This is a genomic window from Streptomyces sp. NPDC020983 (assembly GCF_044333485.1).
Lineage (GTDB): Bacteria > Actinomycetota > Actinomycetes > Streptomycetales > Streptomycetaceae > Actinacidiphila.
The window spans coordinates 132,398-149,470 of record NZ_JBIRRA010000010.1; the positions used below are offsets into that span (position 1 = coordinate 132,398).

The following is a 17,073-nucleotide window of genomic DNA, read 5'->3' on the forward strand; positions in this document are numbered from 1 at the left end:
GAGAATCTCATGGCGACCAAAGCCCCGCCGCCCGCGGCCTCGGGAGCGGACCTCAGCAAGGCGCAGCACTGTGACGTGTTCGTCCTGGGCTCCGGCCTGGCCGGCTCGACGATCGCCACGGTCCTCGCCGCGCAGGGCGCCAAGGTGGTGCTCGTCGACGCGGCCCAGCACCCCCGGATGGCGATCGGCGAGTCCCAGACCCCGCAGCTCGCCGAGTGGCTGCACATCCTGGCCGAGCGCTACGGGGTGCCCGAGCTGGCGGCCCTCGCCAAGGTGGGCGTCACCAACAAGGTGGTCGGCCCGACCCACGGGGTGAAGGTCCACTTCGGGTTCGTCCGCCACGACGTCGGCAAGGAGCCGGACCCCGCGGAGTCCACGCAGTTCGCGATCCCGCGGCTGCTGGCGCAGAACAGCCACATGTTCCGCCAGGACACCGACTCGTGGATGTTCCACGTCGCGGTCAAGTACGGCGTGCAGGTGCGCCAGCTGTGGCGGGCCGCCGACATGGACTTCGACGACGACGGCGTGACCATCAGCGGCACCAACGGCGAGGTCTACCGGGCCCGCTACCTGGTCGACGCCAGCGGTTTCCGTTCGCTGCTGGCCGAGAAGTTCGACCTGCGCGAGAAGCCGGCCCGCTTCAAGCACCACTCGCGGTCGCTGTTCAACCACTTCATCGGCATCAAGCCGTTCGACGACGTGGTCGACTTCCCGCCCGAGCACCGCCCGCCGATCAAGTGGCACAAGGGCACCATGCACCACATGATCGACCGCGGCTGGCTGTGGATCATCCCGTTCAACAACTACCGCAAGTCCAAGAACCCGCTGGTCAGCGTCGGCCTCCAGCTGGACGAGCGGGTCTACCCCAAGCCGAAGGACATGACGCCCCAGCAGGAGTTCGACTCCTTCCTGGACAAGTACCCCGCGATCAAGCGGCAGTTCGTCGGCGCCCGCCCGGTCCGCGAGTGGATCTCCACCGACCGGCTCCAGTACTCCTCGCGCAAGTCGGTCGGCCCGCGCTGGTGCCTGATGTCGCACGCGGCCGGCTTCATCGACCCGCTGTTCTCGCGCGGCCTGTCCAACACCATGGAGGTCGTGGACGCGCTGGCCTCCCGGGTGCTGGCGGCGCTGAAGGACAACGACTTCTCCGAGGAGCGCTTCTCCTACGTCGAGAAGCTGGAGGCCGGCCTGCTCGACTTCAACGACGAGCTGGTCAACAGCGCGATGATCTCCTTCTCGCACTTCCGGCTGTGGAACGCGGTCTTCCGGGTGTGGGGCTGCTTCATCACCCCCGGGGTCATGCGCCTGACCGGCGCCCGGCTGCGCTACGTCGTCGACGGCGACGAGAAGCACTTCGACGCGCTGGAGAAGACCGACAACCCGGGCCTGTGGTGGCCGGAGAGCAAGACCTTCCAGCGCATCCTGGAGGTCACCGCCGAGACCTGCGAGAAGTTCGAGGTCGGCGAGCTGACCGGCGACCAGGCCGCGGACATCATCCTCAAGGTCGTCCAGGACAGCCCCGAGGTCAACCCGACCTTCGGCTGGAAGGACCCGGCCACCCGCTTCGTGGCGCCCAGCACCTGGGACCTCGCCAAGTTCGTGCGGTGGGGCCTGATGTCGGCCGGCCCCGACATGCGCAAGCTGACCCGTTTCGTGGTCTCCGGCGGGCTCAAGGCCGGGCCGCGCGCGCGGAAGCTGCTGTAGCCGTGCCGGCGGCGGGCACCGCACGCCCCGGCGGGCACCTCGACCCGCCCGGACCCACGCACCAGGTCTTCCCGGTCGACGGCCGGTCCCTGCGGACGGTGAGCGGGCTGTTCGTCACCGGCGTCACCGTCATCTCCACCGGGGACGGCGAGCAGGGCGACGGCACCACCGTGAACTCCTTCACCTCCGTCTCCCTGGATCCGCCGCTGATCCTCTTCTGCATCCACCGCGACTCCCGGCTGCGCGGCGAGCTGTCGCGCACCGGGCGCTTCGCGGTCAACCTGCTGGCGCGCCGGCACGAGCAGCTGGCGACGACCTTCGCCGGCCGGCAGGTCCCGGCCAGTGAGCGGGTGTTCTCCGGCCGCAGCCGCCGGGGCGTGCCGGTACTCGGCGAGTCGCTGGCCTACATGGACTGCGACATCCGGGCGGAGTATCCCGGCGGCGACCACGTCATCGTGCTGGGCGAGGTGGCCGAACTGGGGGTGCACCGCCAGCGGCAGGAACCGCTGACGTTCTTCGAGGGGTCCTTCGGGCGCCTGGAGGAGGAGCTGCGAGCAGCGTACGCACGGTGGGACGGCTGAGCCAAGGGGACGCGCGGCGGCTGGCGGGAAAGCGCCGCGCCGCCCGTTCCCGGTGGGACCGTTGGGTTTCCGCCACTGTCACCCCACACCCCTGCCTCCGGGAGGAGCACCCATGACACTCGGCCGACGATGGGCGCGTTTCAACAAGACCGTGGGCAACCGCGTCGCGGGCCCGCTCTTCGGGCGGATGCCGGGCTTCGGCCTGGTCCTGCACCGCGGACGCAAGTCCGGACGGGAGTACCGGACCCCGGTCAAGGTCTTCCGCCACCAGGGCACGTACGTCATCACCCTGCCGTACGGCTCGCGCACCGACTGGGTGCGCAACGTGCGCGCCGCGGGCGGCTGCGACCTGCTCGTACGCCGCCGCCGGCTGCACATGACCGACCCGGTCGTCGTCGCCGACGACGGGTCGGTGCGGATCCGCCGGAGCCTGCGGCTGGCGCTCTCGGTCCTGCGGGTCAGCGAGTTCCTGACCCTGGTCCCCGCGGCCGACCCCGTGACACACCCGACGACAGACGCACGACAGACCTCACAAGCGAAGGGAAACTGACATGCCCGCTCTCGGCGGAATCCACCACGTGAAGTTCGCGGTCAGCGACATCCAGCGGTCCATCGACTGGTACGGCCGCGTCTTCGGCTTCACCACCACCATGGAGTTCAAGGACGACGAGGGCATCGTGCGCGGCTCGGTGGGCAAGCTCACCGGCCTCGACAACACGCTGCTGGCCTTCCGCGAGAACGCGGAGCTGTCGGAGTCGCTGTCCGGCTTCGACCCGGTCAGCTTCGCGGTCCAGGGCAAGGCCGAGGTCCAGGCCTGGGTCGACCACCTCAACGCCGAGGGGGTCGAGAACTCCGGCCTGCGGATCGCCGCCATCGGCTACATCGTCTTCTTCCACGACCCGGACGGCATCAAGCTGCACGTCTACTCCTTCGACACCCCCTCTCCCGACGAGGTCGAGGCCTGACCCGTTCCGGCGCCCCCGGCCGCGGCACCGCGCCGCGGCCGGCGGCGGGCCCGGCCCGCCCGTAACCCCGCGGCCACCTGTTATCACCCTTGACGGTTACATCGGTGTGTGGTTACGAGAATGATTAGTTGTTGGGGTTGATGGTTGCCGGTGTTTCCCGTAGCGTGGACACCGGAGAGAGGAGCTGTCCCATGAGCGGCGAGTACAAGCTCGACATGACGATGATGCTGACCATCCACGACGCCTTCCGCCGTGAGCTGGACCGCATCGCCAAGGTGGCCGACGGCGTCAGCGACGACCCCCGGACCGTGATGCGGACCGCGCTGGGCTGGAAGCTGTTCAAGACCTACCTGCACATCCACCACACCTCCGAGGACGACACGGTGTGGGGCCTGATGGAGGAGCGGCTGGCCGACGCCCCCGATGTCGCGCTGCTGCACGCCATGGAGGCCGAGCACGCCGCCATCGACCCGCTGCTCGCGAGCATCGACGCGGCGCTGGCCGACCCCGAGCACGGCACGGAGCGGCTCGGCGGCCTCGTCGACGAGCTGAACACCGGCCTGCGCGGGCACCTCCAGCACGAGGAGGCCGAGGGCCTTGCCCTGGTCGACTCCACGCTGACCCAGGAGGAGTGGAGCCACTTCGCGGCCGTCCACCTCAAGAAGGTCGGCGACGACATCGGCACGTACATGCCCTGGCTGCTCGACGACGCCGCCGCGGACTGGGTCGAGACGGTGCTGGGCCGGCTGCCCGGCTGGGGCCGGGTCAAGTACGAGGGCGAGTGGAAGGCCGCGTACGACCAGCTCTCTCTCTGGACGCCGGCAGCCGGCACCACCGGCTGATCTTCAGCTTCTCCCGGAGGGACCCCCGACATGTCACAGTACGAAGGAGCCACGGCCGACCCGCCGGTGGAGGCCGCCTCGCCGGCTCCGGAAGAGGGCGCCAGGCTCGGTGTCGCCACCATGGTCATCGCCCTGGCGCGGTTCATGGTCGTGCTCGACGGCACGATCATGATCGTCGCTCTCCCGAGCATCCAGAAGGCGCTGAAGATCTCCCCGGGAAACCTGAACTGGGTGATCAACGGGTACTCGCTGACGTTCGGCGGGCTGCTGCTGGTCGCCGGCCGGGTCGGTGACGTCTACGGCCGCAAGAAGGTCTTCACCACCGGCCTGGTGCTCTTCGGCGCCGCCTCGCTGGCCGGCGGCCTCGCGCCCAACGGCGGCACGCTGATCGCCTTCCGCCTCCTCCAGGGCGTCGGGGCCGCGATCGCCACCCCCGGCGCGCTGTCGCTGCTGGTCGCGACCTTCCCCGAGGGCAAACCGCGCACCAAGGCGCTCGGGATCTACGGCGGGGTGACCGGTCTGGCGTCGGTCCTGGGCCTGGTGCTGGGCGGTGTGCTGACCACGTACGCCAGCTGGCGCTGGGTGCTGCTGGTCAACGTCCCCGTCGTCGTCGCCATCATCTTCGGGCTCAACGCGCTCAAGGAGGGCGAACCGGCCCGCCGGGTCAGGATCGACATCCCCGGGGCGATCACCGCGACGCTCGGCGCCGGCTCGCTGGTCTTCGGCGTCAACCGGGTCAGCGACCACGGCTGGAGCGACGTCACCGTCATCTCCTGCCTGATCGCGGCGGGCGTCCTGCTGGCCGTCTTCGCGTTCATCCAGCGCACCGGCGCGGAGCCGATGATCCCGCGCGAGGTGCTCAGCGACCGCGGCCGCACCGGCGCGAACGTCGTCACGCTGCTGATGTCGACGGGCAGCTTCGCCACCTACTACTTCCTGACCCTCTACATGCAGCAGGTGCTCGGCTACTCCGCGCTGCGGACGGGCCTGATGTACCTGCCGCTCGCGGTGGGCTTCGGCATCGCGGCCGGCGGTGTCGGCCCGGTACTGATGGCCCGCGCCCCGGAGCGGATCGCGCTCTCCCTGGCGCTGGCGATCGCCGCCGCCGGCTCGGGCTGGTTCACCTTCCTGACCAAGGACTCCAACGTCTGGTCCATGGTGATGCCGGCCTCGCTGATCACCGGTATCGGCCTGGGCGCCACCACCGTCGTGGCCACCACGATCGGCGTGCGCGGCATCGACAGCTCGGAGGCCGGCATCGGCTCGTCGCTGCTGACGGCCAGCAGCCAGATCGGCGGCGCCCTCGGCCTCGCCGGGCTGGCCACGGTCGCGGCCACCACGACCCGGCACGCCGCGGCGGGCACCGCCCTGCCGGACGCACTGGTCAACGGCTACACCGCGGGCTTCAAGGTCGCCGTCGGACTGTACGTGGTCGGCATCCTGGTCGCCCTGCTCACCGTCAAGCCGTTCAAGGGCGGCGGTGAGGTGCGGGCGCAGAAGGCCTGAGCGGGCGGAACTCGGCGGCACCATCGGCACTGGGAGCGGACATGACCGGACTGACGTACACCGACGCCATGAGCGGGGCGCTCGACCGGCTCCGGAGCATCGGCTATGAGCACGGCACCATGCTCGTCAACCACGCGCCGATGGCCGCCGAGGCCATGGCCACCCTGGGCTACGCCGACGACATCGCGACCTGGGTCGAGGACAACCTCGCCCATCGCCGCTACAAGGACCTGCCCACCCCCCGCTTCCCGCTGTCCGCCACGGACGAGAGCGACTGGCGGCCCGCCCTCGGCGACTTCGACCGGGTCACCGACTGGTGGGAGATGTTCGACCGCGAGCTGGCCGAGAAGCCCTGGCAGGAGGTGCTGAACCTCTGGTGGCCGCGGCTGGTGTCGGGCATGTCCGGCGTCATGACGCACGGCGTGATCCGCACCGCCCACGCGGTACGGGCCATCGCCCGGGCCGGCGAGTCCGACAACGCCCTCTACCGCAAGGAACTCGCCCACGGGCTCGGCTACTGGGCCGCGCGCTACTCGCTCAGCGACGCCCAGGCCGTCGACGCCGAGCTGCGCCGGGGCACCCCCGGCCCGGCCCGGCCCGAGGGCGCCGCCTACACCGCCCTGGACGAACTGGTCGCGGACGCCTGCGGCCACTACGCGACCGTGCAGACCGGCCACCCCGTACCGCTGATCCACGCGATCACCGGTCCGGCGGCCGTCCGCCTGGTCCTGCCGCACCTGCCGGCCGATCTGCAGTGGACCTCCTACCTGGCGGCCCGCCACTGCAGCGACGGCATCCGCGGCTACTACAGCTCCTCCCGCGGCCCCGCCACCGCCCCCGCCGCGGCGGTGCCGCGGGAGGACCAGCTCATCGCCGAAGCCGTCGAGCTCGGCGACGAGCACGCGATCAAGCTCGCCGAGGTCGCCGTGCGCCACCAGGCGCTCCGGCCCGACGACCGGTACGCGGCCGCGGCCAACGCGGCGACGACCCGGCTGCGGAAATTCCTCAGCGCGCATTCGTTCTATGATTGATCACGGAGCCCGGACCGGCCGGAGGGAGGCGTACGCGCATGGCGGAGCCGCACGGCCACGGGCGCGGGACCGCCGAGCTGGCCGGCGTCGAACTGGCCCCGGAGCTCACGCGCTACCTGCCCTACCTGATGCGCAGGGCGTTCGCCCACGTCACCGCCGCCGAGCGGAGCACGCAGGCGCGTGACTACGCGGTCCTCGCGGCGCTCGCGGACGGGCACGGCACCTCCCAGCAGGCGCTCGCCGAGCGGCTGGAGATCAACCGGACGATCATGGTCAAGCTGATCGACCGGCTCCAGGGCGCCGGGTACGTCACCCGGACCCGCAACCCCGACAACCGCCGCTCCTACCTGCTCGCCCTGACCGACGCCGGCCGCGGGGAGCTGGCCCGTATGCAGCCCGCGGTCCTGGAGCGCGACCGGGCGCTCACGGCGAAACTGACCGAGGACGAGCGCGTACGCCTCAACGAGCTGCTGCGCACCGTCCTCGGCGAGCCGGACGGCACGCCGAGCGGCCTGAGCACCGAGTACCTGATCACCCAGGCCTTCTACCTGCTGCGACGGCGCGGTGACGCGCTGGTGTCCGACGCCGGCCTGCGGGTGCGCGACTTCGGCGCCCTGTCCGCGATCGGCCGGCTCGGGCCGTGCCCGCAGCAGCAGTTCGCGCGCTACCTCGCGCTCACCGAGCCCGCCGCCGCGCTGATCGTCGACGAGCTGGTCGAGAAGGGGCTCGTGACCCGTGGGCAGGACCCCGACGACCGCCGCCGCTACGCCCTGGAGCTCACCGCCCTCGGCCGGGAGCGGCTGGCGTACCTGACCGGCGCGGTCGACCGCATGCAGGCGGAGATCGTGCAGACCCTCGGCGGCACGCAGGCCGAGACGGAGCTGCACGCCCTGATCCACAAGATGCTGGCCGCACCGGTGGCCGCCGGAGCCGACCAGGCCGGCTGAGCCCCCGGCGCCCAGGCGCCCCGTTTTCCCTTCGTTCCACGCGAGTTATCCCACGCAAGCGGTTCGCCCCCCCGGGGCGGGCCGCTTTTGTGCTGCCCACGCCCACCCACGACAGCTGCAGAAAGTAGGGAAGTCATGTCCCAAGTCGTCGACGCGCCGGTCGGCCTGTGGGCCGGCACGGTCTTCTACGGCACGACGGTCGAGGAGTTCACCGTCAACCTGCACAGCGACGGTTCCGCCCAGCTCAAGACCGCGGAGACCGGCGGTGAGGGCACGTGGCGGATGACGGGCGAGGACACCTTCGTCTTCACCATCACCGAGCGCCTCGACGAGGGCGACTCGGGTGTTTCCGGCGACACCGAGGTCACCGGCATCGACCACCTGATCATCAACATCGACGCCAAGCTCTTCGACACCGCCTTCCTGGGCACCGGCACCGCCGAGGTCTTCGACGCCGCCGGGAACGTGATCTTCTCCATCGCCGCCGAGACCAGGGCGCAGCTCTCGCCGGCCAAGTGACGGGCCGGCCGCGTCCCCGGTGCGGACTTCACGGCTTCGACGGCTTCGACGGCTTCGACGGGTTCGACAAGAGAGGTACCCATGAATACGGATGTGATCGTGGTCGGCGCCGGACCGGCCGGCATGATGCTGGCCGGCGAACTGCGCCTGGCCGGGGTCGAGGTGGTCGTGCTGGAGCGACTGGCGCGGCCGACCGGTGAGTCGCGAGGCCTGGGCTTCACCGCCCGCACCATGGAGGTCTTCGACCAGCGCGGGCTGCTGCCGCGGCTGCCGCACTTCGAGCTGAGCAACGTCGGCCACTTCGGCGGCCTGCCCCTGGACTTCGGGCAGCTGGAGGGCGCGCACTTCGCGGGCAAGACGCTGCCGCAGTCCGACACCGAGGCGATGCTCGCCGGCTGGGCCCCCGGCCCCGGTGCCACCTTCCGCCGCGGCTACGAGTGCGTGGCCCTGTCCGCGGACGACGACGGCGTGACCGCCGAGATCCAGGGGCCCGACGGCAGCCGCGAGGAGTTACGGGCGAAGTACCTGGTCGGCTGCGACGGCGGGCGCAGCACGGTCCGCAAGGCGGCCGGCTTCGACTTCCCCGGCACGGCGGCGTCGATGGAGATGTTCCTCGCCGACCTGCGCGGCACCGACGTACGGCCGCGGATGATCGGCGAGTCCTACCCCGGCGGCATGGTCATGGCCACCCCGCCCACCAACGGCGTGCAGCGCTTCATCGTGTGCGAGCGCGGCACACTGCCCAAGCGGCGCACCACCCCGATCGAGTTCGCCGAGATCTCCGACGCCTGGAAGCGCCTGACCGGCGAGGACATCAGCCACGCCGAACCGGTGTGGCTCAGCTCCTTCGGCAACGCGACCCGGCAGGCCACCGAGTACCGGCGCGGCCGGGTCCTGCTCGCCGGCGACGCCGCCCACATCCACCTGCCGGCCGGCGGGCTCGGCATGAACACCAGCATCCAGGACGCCGTCAACCTCGGCTGGAAGCTCGCCGCCCAGGTCCACGGCTGGGCCCCCGAGGGCCTGCTGGACAGCTACCACGACGAGCGCCACCGGATCGGGCAGCGGCTGCTGATGAACACCCAGGCCCAGGGCCTGCTGTTCCTCAGCGGCGACGAGGTGCAGCCGATGCGCGACCTGTTCACCGAGCTGATCGGCTACGACGTGGTCGCCAAGCACCTGATCGGCATGATCAGCGGCCTGGAGATCCGCTACGACGTCGGGGCGGGCGACCACCCGCTGCTCGGCCGGCGGATGCCCAACCGGAAGCTGGCCACCGCGACCGGCCCCCGGCCCTTCTACGAGCTGATGCACACCGCCCGCCCGATCCTGCTGGACACCTCCGGCGACGCGGAGCTCCAGCGGGTGGCGGAGCCCTGGACCGACCGGGTCGACGTGGTCGCCGCGCCCTTCACCGGCCTGGCCGGCGACGACCCGCTCACGGACACCGCGGCGGTCCTCGTCCGCCCCGACGGCTACATCGCCTGGACGGCGCCGGGCTCGGCCGCCGGCCTGGAGGACGCCCTGCGCCGCTGGTTCGGCGCCCCGCGGCCGGCCGCCGGGGCACGGCCGTGACGGACCTGGACCTCTCGCTGCCGGCCGGGGCCGTCGCCGCGCTGCGCCGGCTCACCGACCGCGCGGACCTCGCCGACCTGGCCGACCGCTACCTGCGCGCCCTCGACGGGGGCGACTTCGACGAGGAGTGGGCGCGGTCGGTCTTCACCGGCGACATCGAGCTGGACTTCCCGCCGGGCAGCCACCAGGGCATCGCGGGGGTCGCGGACTTCACCCGCGGCTTCATGGGCCACTGGGACCGCACCCACCACAACGTCTCGCACTACGCCATCGAGCCGGACGGCGACCGGGCCACCGTCGCCTGGAACGTCGTCGCCATCCACGTCCACCCCGGCTCGCCGCCGCCGCCCGCCTCCGCGCCGCACTTCTACCTCGGCGGCCGGTTCGAGGGGGCGGCGCGGCGCACGGACGACGGCTGGCGGCTGTGCCGGCTCCAGCTGCGCGTGGTGTGGACCACCGGGCCCGGGATCCGTGAGATCGCCCAGGTCATGACCGGTACCGACGGAGAACAGGTAATCACCACATGGAAGGACGCGAGAGCATGACCAAGCAGATTCCCAGTGTCGAGAGGCAGCGGGAGATCATCGACATCGTCTACAACAAGGGCCTCAACGACGGGGACCTGTCGGTGGCGGACCGCTACCTGACGCCCGACTACCAGAGCCACGGCTCCTACGACGACTCGGTGCGCGGCCCGGCCTCGTTCAAGATGACGATCGAGATGCAGCACCGGTCCTTCTCCGACATCAAGTACGAGGTCCTCGACGTTGTCAGCGAGGGCGACCGTTCCGCGATCCGCTGGGTCATGAAGGGCAAGCACACCGGGCCCTTCCTCGGCATCCCCGCCACCAACAGCGAGGTCGAGCACCACGCGCTGCTCATCCTGCGGTTCGAGGACGACCGGATCGCCGAGCGGTGGGGCATCGTCGACAACTTCACGCTGATGCGCACCCTCCAGGGCATCACCGGCGCGCTCGGCGGCCCCGGCGGCCGTCCGGGCGGCCCGGGTGGCCCCGGGGGCCCCGGCGGGCGTCCGATGGGCGGCCCGCCGATGGGCGGCCCCCCGGCAGGCGGCCGCCCGCAGCCGGCGGGTTCCCCCTCCTGACCAGCTCCCGGGGCCGCGGCCGCGCCTGTGACGGGCGCGGCCGCGGCCCCGGGGCTGTCACCGGTCCCCCAAGGGAGGAGCACCCGTGTCCACCGAACCGATCCGGGTCGTGGTCATCGTCGGCAGCACCCGTGCCGGACGCCTGGCGCCGCAGGTGGCGCAGTGGTTCGTCGGGCAGACCGGGCAGCGCGCCGACCTGGTGACCGAGGTGGTCGACCTGCTCGACCACCCGATGCCCGACGACCTGGACGACACCGCGCCCGCGGTGGTCGCCCTGCGGCCGGTACTGGCCGCGGCCGACGCCTTCGTCTTCGTCGTCCCCGAGTACAACCGCGGCATTCCCGGGCCGCTCAAGACGCTGATCGACAACTACAACGCGGAGTGGGAAGCCAAGCCCGCCGGGTTCGTGACGTACGGCCTGAGCATGGCCGGCGGCGTGCGGGCGGTGGAGCACCTGCGGCAGATCCTCGCGGAGTTCCACTCCGTCGGCGTGAAGGACGTCGCGATCTTCCCGCGGATCCTCAGCCACTTCGACACCGCCGGCGCGTTCGCCCCCGAGCTGGAGGGCTGCAACGCCGCGGCCAAGCTCATGCTCGACCAGCTCGTCTGGTGGGCCGACGCGCTGCGCACCGCGAAGGCCAAGCGCCCCTACCACTCCTGAGCCGAACCGACCGCACCCCCGTGGAGGACGAATCATGGACGAGACCGGCAAGGAGCTGGCCGACGACACCTACGATGTGGCGATCCTCGGCGCCGGCATGGCCGGCGGCATGCTCGGCGCGGTGCTGGCCCGCAACGACGTCAAGGTGCTGCTGATGGACGCCGGCACCCACCCGCGCTTCGCGGTGGGGGAGTCGACGATCCCGTACACCTCCTCGATGACCAAGATCATCGCCGAGCGCTACGACGTCCCCGAGATCGCCCCGCTGGCCAGCTTTCGCGGCGTCAACGAGCACGTCAGCCCCATGTCCGGACGGAAGTCGAACTTCGGGTTCGTCTACCACGAGCAGGGCCGGCCGCAGCAGCCCGACCAGATCAACCAGCTGGTGATCCCCGAGTGGCAGCGCACCGAGTGCCACCTGTTCCGGCAGGACACCGACGCGTACCTGTTCAACCTGGCCGTCCGCTACGGCGCCGAGCCGTGCCTGGACACCCGCATCACCAGCATCGACATCGACCCGGCCACCGGTGTCGTGCTGCGCTCGGCGCAGGGCACCGAGTACCGGGCGAAGTACCTCGTCGACGGCGGCGGCTACCGCTCCCCGACCGCCGAGGCGTTCGGGCTGCGCGACGACCCGCCGCGGGCCCGCCACCACTCGCGCAGCATGTTCACCCACATGGTGGGCGTGACGCCGTTCGACGACGCGAGTGCCGCCCAGGCGCACAAGAACCCCAGCCCCTGGCACCACGGCACCCTGCACCACGTCTTCGACGGCGGCTGGCTGTGGGTCATCCCGTTCGACAACCACGAGGGCGCGCTGAGCACCCTGTGCAGCGTCGGGCTGACGCTGGACGAGCGGGTCTTCCCCAAGGACCCGAAGGTCGGCGCGCAGCAGGAGTTCGACGACTTCCTCGCCCGCTTCCCGCAGATCGCCGAGCAGTTCACCGGCGCCCGCGCGGTACGGCCGTGGATCAGCACCGGCCGGCTCCAGTACTCGGCGTCCAACACCGTCGGCGAGCGCTACACCCTGACCTCGCACGCGGCCGGCTTCATCGACGCCCTCTACTCGCGCGGCATCACCAACACCCTGGAGGTCGTCAACTCCCTGGCCTGGCGCCTGATCGCGGCCTCCCGCGACGGCGACTGGTCCACCGAGCGGTTCGCGTACATCGACAAGGTCCAGCAGGGCCTGTACGACGTCCACGACGACATCGTCTACAGCTCCTTCGTGGGCTTCCGCCACTACGAGCTGTGGAACGCGGTCCTGCGGGTGTGGAAGGTCACCAGCATCCTGCCCACGATGCGGATCGAGAACGCCCTGCGCGACTACCAGAAGACCCGCGACGAGCAGGTGCTCCTGGACCTGGAGAACAACGACACGCCGGGGCTCCCCGCCCCCGTCGCCAAGGACATCTTCGACCTCCTCGCCTTCACCCGCACCACCTGCCAGGCCGTGGAGGCCGGCACCCTCGCCCCGGCCGCCGCGGCCGACGCCATCTTCGCGCACCTGCGCGAGAGCGAGTTCGTCCCCGCGCCCTTCGCCCTGGGCGACCCGGACAACCACCACTTCGAGGCGACGCCGGAGCTGCTGGAACGGCTCGGCCAGTGGGGCACCACCCAGTCCCCGCAGCACATGCGGTCGCTGTTCGCCTGACCATCCCCAGCGCGCCGGCTCCTCGGCAGGTACCAGGACCCGGACCGGACCGAAAGAGGGTACTGACATGCACAGCAGCTTGATCGTCGCGCGGATCGAACCCGGCGGCGGCGGCGACGTGGCCCGGTTGTTCGCGGACTTCGACCGCACCGAGATGCCGCACCTGATGGGCACCCGGCGCCGGCAGCTGTTCCAGTTCCGCGGCCTGTACTTCCACGTCCAGGACTTCGACGAGAACAACGGCGGCGAGCGCATCGAGGAGGCCAAGGCCGACCCGCGCTTCGTGCAGATCAGCGAGGACCTCAAGCCGTACATCCAGGCCTACGACCCGGCCACCTGGCGCTCCCCGGCCGACGCGCTGGCCACGCGCTTCTACAACTGGGAGGCCTGACGGTGGCCACCCGGCGAGTCGTCATCACCGGGGTCGGCGTGCTGGCCCCCGGCGGCATCGGCGTCAAGAACTTCTGGAGCCTGCTGTCCGAGGGCCGCACCGCGACCCGGCGGGTCAGTTTCTTCGACCCCGCCCCCTTCCGCTCACAGGTCGCCGCCGAGATCGACTTCGACCCCGAGCTGTTCGGCCTGAGCCCGCAGGAGATCCGCCGCATGGACCGCTCCGTGCAGCTCGCGGTCGTCGCGGCCGCCGAGGCGGTGGCCGACAGCGGCCTGGACTTCGAGGCGCTCGACCCCTTCCGCACCGGTGTCACCCTGGGCAGCGCCGTCGGCGCGACCATGGGCCTGGACCAGGAGTACCGCGTCGTCAGCGACGGCGGCCGGCAGGACCTGGTCGACCACGAGTACGCCGTACCGCACCTGTACAACTACCTGGTGCCCAGCGCCGGCGCGGCCGAGGTGGCCTGGAAGGCCGGCGCCCAGGGGCCGACCTCCGTCGTCTCCACCGGCTGCACCTCCGGCATCGACGCGGTCGGCTACGCGGTCGAGGTGATCCGCGAGGGCGCCGCCGACGTCATGGTCGCCGGTGCCACCGACGCGCCCATCTCGCCGATCACGCTCGCGTGCTTCGACGCGATCAAGGCCACCACCCCGCGCAACGACGACCCCGAGCACGCCTCGCGGCCCTTCGACGGCACCCGCAACGGCTTCGTCCTGGGCGAGGGCTCCGCGGTCTTCGTCCTGGAGGAGCTGGGTGCCGCCCGCCGCCGCGGCGCGCACCTCTACGCCGAGATCGCCGGCTACAGCTCGCGGTGCAACGCCTTCCACATGACCGGGCTGCGGCCCGACGGCCTGGAGATGGCCGAGGCCATCCGGGTCGCCATGGACCAGGCGCGGATGAACCCCGAGGAGATCGACTACATCAACGCGCACGGCTCGGGCACCAAGCAGAACGACCGGCACGAGACCGCCGCGTTCAAGCTGAGCCTGGGCGAGCGGGCCCGGCAGGTCCCGGTCAGCTCCATCAAGTCGATGGTCGGGCACTCGCTCGGCGCGATCGGCTCGATCGAGATCGCCGCCTCGGTGCTCGCGATGGCCGAGAACGTCGTCCCGCCGACCGCGAACCTGCACACCCCCGACCCCGAGTGCGACCTCGACTACGTCCCGCTCACCGCGCGCGACTGGCGCACCGACGCCGTCCTGACCGTCGGCAGCGGTTTCGGCGGCTTCCAGAGCGCCATGGTGCTGGCCGCCGCCGACCGGAGGACGACATGACCGTCACCACCGTCGTCACCGGGCTCGGCGTCGTCGCCCCCAACGGGCTCGGCGCCGCGGCCTACTGGGACGCCACCCGCGGCGGCAAGAGCGGCATCGGCCGCGTCACCCGCTTCGACCCGTCGCAGTACCCCGCCCGGCTGGCCGGCGAGGTCCAGGGCTTCGTCGCCGAGGACCACCTGCCGGGCCGCATGATCGTGCAGACCGACCACATGACGCGGATGGCGCTGGTCGCCGCGGACTGGGCGCTGGCCGACGCCTCGATCGAACCGCGCGGCCTGGACGGCTACAGCATGGGCGTGGTCACCTCCAGCTCCGCCGGCGGCTTCGAGTTCGGCCAGGGCGAGCTGCAGAAGCTGTGGAGCCGGGGCAGCCAGTACGTCAGCGCCTACCAGTCCTTCGCGTGGTTCTACGCCGTCAACAGCGGCCAGATCTCCATCCGCCACGGCATGAAGGGCCCCAGCGGCGTCGTCGTCAGCGACCAGGCCGGCGGCCTCGACGCACTGGCCCAGGCCCGCCGCAAGATCCGCAGCGGCACCCGGCTGATGGTCTCCGGCGGGGTCGACGCGACCATCTGCCCCTGGGGCTGGGTGGCGCAGCTGGCCGGCGGCCGGATGAGCACCAGCGACCAGCCAGCCCGCGCCTACCTCCCCTTCGACGCCGACGCCTGCGGCCACGTGCCCGGCGAGGGCGGCGCGATCCTCATTCTGGAGGAGGCCGACGCCGCCGCCCTGCGCGGCGCCCGCGTCTACGGCGAACTCGCCGGCTACGGCGCCACCTTCGACGCCCCCGCCGGCACCGGCCGCGAGGGGGCGCTGCGCAAGGCCATCGAGGTGGCCCTCGCCGACGCCGGCGCGGACGCCTCGGACGTCGACGTCGTCTTCGCCGACGCCGCCGGCATCCCGGAGCTGGACCGCGCGGAGGCCGAGGCGATCAACCAGGTCTTCGGCGAGCGCGGCGTGCCCGTCACCGCGCCCAAGACGATGACCGGCCGGCTCTACTCCGGCGCCGGCGCCCTGGACACCGCCACCGCGCTGCTGGCCGTCCGGGACGGCGTCATCCCGCCCACCGTCAACACCGACCCGGTCGCCGACTACGGCATCGACCTGGTCACCGGCCGGCCCCGGGTGCGCCCGGTCCGGGCCGCGCTGGTCCTGGCCCGCGGCTACGGCGGCTTCAACTCGGCGCTGCTGGTACGGGCCGGCCGGCGCGCCACCTCCGGTTCGGACCCCGCAGAAGGGACACGCTGATGACCGCCCGCGAGTTCACCCTGGACGACCTCAAACGCATCCTCGTCGAGTGCGCCGGCGCCGACGACGCCGTGGACCTCGACGGCGACATCCTCGACCAGGGCTTCGAGGACATCGGCTACGAGTCGCTGGCCATCCTGGAGACCGGCGGCCGGATCGAGAACGAGTACGACGTCATCATCGACGAGGCCGTGCTGACGGTGCACGTCACCCCCCGCGAGCTGATCGCGGCCGTCAACGAGCTGCTGACGGTCTCGGCATGAGCGCCGCGGACCGCCCCGTCGCCCTTGTCTCCGGGGCGACCAGCGGCATCGGCCTGGCCGTCGCCCGGCTGCTGGCCGTCCAGGGGCACCGGGTCTTCATCGGCGCCCGCGACGCGGGCAACGTGGAGGCCACGGTCAAGGAGCTGCGGGCCGAGGGCCACGAGGCCGCCGGCCGCGCCCTCGACGTCCGCGACGACACCGCCGTCCGCGAGTTCGTCGCGGCCGCCGTCGACCAGCTGGGCACCGTCGACGTCCTGGTCAACAACGCCGGGCGCAGCGGCGGCGGCGTCACCGCCGACATCCCCGACGAGCTGTGGCACGACGTCATCAACACCAACCTCAACAGCGTCTTCCGGCTCACCCGGGAGGTGCTGACGACCGGCGGCATGCGGCACAAGAGCCGCGGCCGGATCATCAACATCGCCTCCACCGCGGGCAAACAGGGCGTCGTCCTCGGCGCCCCCTACTCGGCCTCCAAGCACGGTGTCGTCGGCTTCACCAAGGCCCTCGGCAACGAGCTGGCCCCGACCGGCATCACCGTCAACGCGGTCTGCCCCGGCTACGTCGAGACACCCATGGCCCAGCGCGTCCGGGAGGGCTACGCGACCGCGTACGACACCACCGAGCAGGCGATCCTGGAGCGCTTCACCGCCAAGATCCCGCTCGGCCGCTACTCCACGCCCGAGGAGGTCGCCGGCCTGGTCGGCTACCTCGCCTCGGACGCGGCCGCCTCCATCACCGCCCAGGCCCTCAACGTCTGCGGCGGCCTGGGCAACTTCTGAACCCGCTCCCGGCCCTGCCCAGG

18 protein-coding genes and 1 pseudogene are annotated in these 17,073 nt (G+C 71.6%); all 19 read left to right on the plus strand.

The features are described 5' to 3' along the window. Window positions 1-9 precede the first annotated feature (9 nt). The 19 genes and pseudogenes from ACH4SE_RS23280 to fabG all read left to right on the plus strand — a co-directional run bounded on the left by ACH4SE_RS23280 (window position 10) and on the right by fabG (window position 17,050). Window positions 10-1,704 (plus strand): NAD(P)/FAD-dependent oxidoreductase, encoded by a 1,695-nt coding sequence (locus ACH4SE_RS23280; RefSeq protein ID WP_398545360.1) that lies wholly within the window; start codon window positions 10-12, stop codon window positions 1,702-1,704. Between the two features lie 2 nt (window positions 1,705-1,706). Further along, window positions 1,707-2,285, plus strand: coding sequence for a flavin reductase family protein (locus ACH4SE_RS23285; protein ID WP_398545361.1), 579 nt, complete (start codon window positions 1,707-1,709; stop codon window positions 2,283-2,285). 112 nt (window positions 2,286-2,397) lie between these two features. Next, window positions 2,398-2,835 (plus strand): nitroreductase family deazaflavin-dependent oxidoreductase, encoded by a 438-nt coding sequence (locus tag ACH4SE_RS23290; protein WP_398545362.1) that lies wholly within the window; start codon window positions 2,398-2,400, stop codon window positions 2,833-2,835. A gap of 1 nt (window position 2,836) precedes the next feature. Then, window positions 2,837-3,250: a VOC family protein gene (locus ACH4SE_RS23295; protein ID WP_398545363.1), complete on the plus strand. Its 414-nt coding sequence runs from the start codon at window positions 2,837-2,839 to the stop codon at window positions 3,248-3,250. A 191-nt stretch (window positions 3,251-3,441) separates the two neighbouring features. Further along, the gene (locus ACH4SE_RS23300) at window positions 3,442-4,092 is read left to right on the plus strand and encodes a hemerythrin domain-containing protein (protein ID WP_398545364.1); all 651 of its coding nucleotides are present in this window, start codon (window positions 3,442-3,444) and stop codon (window positions 4,090-4,092) included. 30 nt (window positions 4,093-4,122) lie between these two features. Continuing rightward, window positions 4,123-5,598 carry an MFS transporter gene (locus ACH4SE_RS23305; RefSeq protein ID WP_398545365.1) on the plus strand — a complete coding sequence of 492 codons (1,476 nt, stop codon included), beginning with the start codon at window positions 4,123-4,125 and terminating at the stop codon, window positions 5,596-5,598. Between the two features lie 41 nt (window positions 5,599-5,639). Continuing rightward, window positions 5,640-6,629, plus strand: coding sequence for a hypothetical protein (locus tag ACH4SE_RS23310; RefSeq protein WP_398545366.1), 990 nt, complete (start codon window positions 5,640-5,642; stop codon window positions 6,627-6,629). Between the two features lie 38 nt (window positions 6,630-6,667). Beyond that, window positions 6,668-7,576 carry a MarR family winged helix-turn-helix transcriptional regulator gene (locus ACH4SE_RS23315; protein ID WP_398545367.1) on the plus strand — a complete coding sequence of 303 codons (909 nt, stop codon included), beginning with the start codon at window positions 6,668-6,670 and terminating at the stop codon, window positions 7,574-7,576. Between the two features lie 135 nt (window positions 7,577-7,711). Next, window positions 7,712-8,095, plus strand: a complete 384-nt coding sequence (locus ACH4SE_RS23320; RefSeq protein ID WP_398545368.1) for a hypothetical protein — start codon at window positions 7,712-7,714, stop codon at window positions 8,093-8,095. A gap of 24 nt (window positions 8,096-8,119) precedes the next feature. After that, window positions 8,120-9,670: pseudogene (locus tag ACH4SE_RS23325) on the plus strand (FAD-dependent monooxygenase); the annotation flags it as partial. Further along, window positions 9,667-10,215 carry a nuclear transport factor 2 family protein gene (locus ACH4SE_RS23330; RefSeq protein ID WP_398545369.1) on the plus strand — a complete coding sequence of 183 codons (549 nt, stop codon included), beginning with the start codon at window positions 9,667-9,669 and terminating at the stop codon, window positions 10,213-10,215. The pseudogene ACH4SE_RS23325 and the gene ACH4SE_RS23330, both read left to right, overlap by 4 nt. Then, on the plus strand, window positions 10,212-10,775 hold the full coding sequence (locus ACH4SE_RS23335; RefSeq protein WP_398545370.1) for an ester cyclase: 564 nt from the start codon (window positions 10,212-10,214) through the stop codon (window positions 10,773-10,775). Before ACH4SE_RS23330 ends, ACH4SE_RS23335 begins: the two co-directional genes overlap by 4 nt. Before the next feature lie 85 nt (window positions 10,776-10,860). Then, complete coding sequence (locus ACH4SE_RS23340) at window positions 10,861-11,436, plus strand: NADPH-dependent FMN reductase (protein ID WP_398545371.1); 576 nt, start codon at window positions 10,861-10,863, stop codon at window positions 11,434-11,436. A gap of 34 nt (window positions 11,437-11,470) precedes the next feature. Next, a complete protein-coding gene (locus ACH4SE_RS23345) occupies window positions 11,471-13,090 on the plus strand; it encodes an NAD(P)/FAD-dependent oxidoreductase (RefSeq protein WP_398545372.1) in 1,620 nt (539 codons plus the stop codon). A gap of 67 nt (window positions 13,091-13,157) precedes the next feature. Beyond that, on the plus strand, window positions 13,158-13,481 hold the full coding sequence (locus ACH4SE_RS23350) for a TcmI family type II polyketide cyclase (RefSeq protein WP_398545373.1): 324 nt from the start codon (window positions 13,158-13,160) through the stop codon (window positions 13,479-13,481). 2 nt (window positions 13,482-13,483) lie between these two features. Further along, a complete protein-coding gene (locus tag ACH4SE_RS23355; RefSeq protein ID WP_398545374.1) occupies window positions 13,484-14,755 on the plus strand; it encodes a beta-ketoacyl-[acyl-carrier-protein] synthase family protein in 1,272 nt (423 codons plus the stop codon). Then, entirely contained in the window at window positions 14,752-16,005 is a 1,254-nt protein-coding gene (locus ACH4SE_RS23360) for a ketosynthase chain-length factor (protein ID WP_398545375.1), read from the plus strand. Before ACH4SE_RS23355 ends, ACH4SE_RS23360 begins: the two co-directional genes overlap by 4 nt. Further along, on the plus strand, window positions 16,005-16,268 hold the full coding sequence (locus tag ACH4SE_RS23365) for an acyl carrier protein (protein WP_398545376.1): 264 nt from the start codon (window positions 16,005-16,007) through the stop codon (window positions 16,266-16,268). The genes ACH4SE_RS23360 and ACH4SE_RS23365 overlap by 1 nt, the downstream gene beginning before the upstream one ends. Further along, entirely contained in the window at window positions 16,265-17,050 is a 786-nt protein-coding gene (gene fabG / locus ACH4SE_RS23370) for a 3-oxoacyl-ACP reductase FabG (RefSeq protein ID WP_398545377.1), read from the plus strand. Before ACH4SE_RS23365 ends, fabG begins: the two co-directional genes overlap by 4 nt. The last annotated feature ends 23 nt before the right edge of the window (window positions 17,051-17,073 follow it).

Excerpts from the sequence above, each read along its gene's own strand:
- ACH4SE_RS23290 (WP_398545362.1), top strand. The coding sequence starts at position 2,398 with ATGACACTCGGCCGACGATGGGCGCGTTTCAACAAGACCGTGGGCAAC.
- ACH4SE_RS23295 (WP_398545363.1), top strand. The coding sequence starts at position 2,837 with ATGCCCGCTCTCGGCGGAATCCACCACGTGAAGTTCGCGGTCAGCGAC.
- ACH4SE_RS23315 (WP_398545367.1), top strand. The coding sequence starts at position 6,668 with ATGGCGGAGCCGCACGGCCACGGGCGCGGGACCGCCGAGCTGGCCGGC.
- ACH4SE_RS23305 (WP_398545365.1), top strand. The coding sequence starts at position 4,123 with ATGTCACAGTACGAAGGAGCCACGGCCGACCCGCCGGTGGAGGCCGCC.
- ACH4SE_RS23335 (WP_398545370.1), top strand. The coding sequence starts at position 10,212 with ATGACCAAGCAGATTCCCAGTGTCGAGAGGCAGCGGGAGATCATCGAC.
- ACH4SE_RS23360 (WP_398545375.1), top strand. The coding sequence starts at position 14,752 with ATGACCGTCACCACCGTCGTCACCGGGCTCGGCGTCGTCGCCCCCAAC.
- ACH4SE_RS23310 (WP_398545366.1), top strand. The coding sequence starts at position 5,640 with ATGACCGGACTGACGTACACCGACGCCATGAGCGGGGCGCTCGACCGG.
- fabG (WP_398545377.1), top strand. The coding sequence starts at position 16,265 with ATGAGCGCCGCGGACCGCCCCGTCGCCCTTGTCTCCGGGGCGACCAGC.
- ACH4SE_RS23365 (WP_398545376.1), top strand. The coding sequence starts at position 16,005 with ATGACCGCCCGCGAGTTCACCCTGGACGACCTCAAACGCATCCTCGTC.
- ACH4SE_RS23350 (WP_398545373.1), top strand. The coding sequence starts at position 13,158 with ATGCACAGCAGCTTGATCGTCGCGCGGATCGAACCCGGCGGCGGCGGC.
- ACH4SE_RS23345 (WP_398545372.1), top strand. The coding sequence starts at position 11,471 with ATGGACGAGACCGGCAAGGAGCTGGCCGACGACACCTACGATGTGGCG.
- ACH4SE_RS23320 (WP_398545368.1), top strand. The coding sequence starts at position 7,712 with ATGTCCCAAGTCGTCGACGCGCCGGTCGGCCTGTGGGCCGGCACGGTC.
- ACH4SE_RS23280 (WP_398545360.1), top strand. The coding sequence starts at position 10 with ATGGCGACCAAAGCCCCGCCGCCCGCGGCCTCGGGAGCGGACCTCAGC.
- ACH4SE_RS23300 (WP_398545364.1), top strand. The coding sequence starts at position 3,442 with ATGAGCGGCGAGTACAAGCTCGACATGACGATGATGCTGACCATCCAC.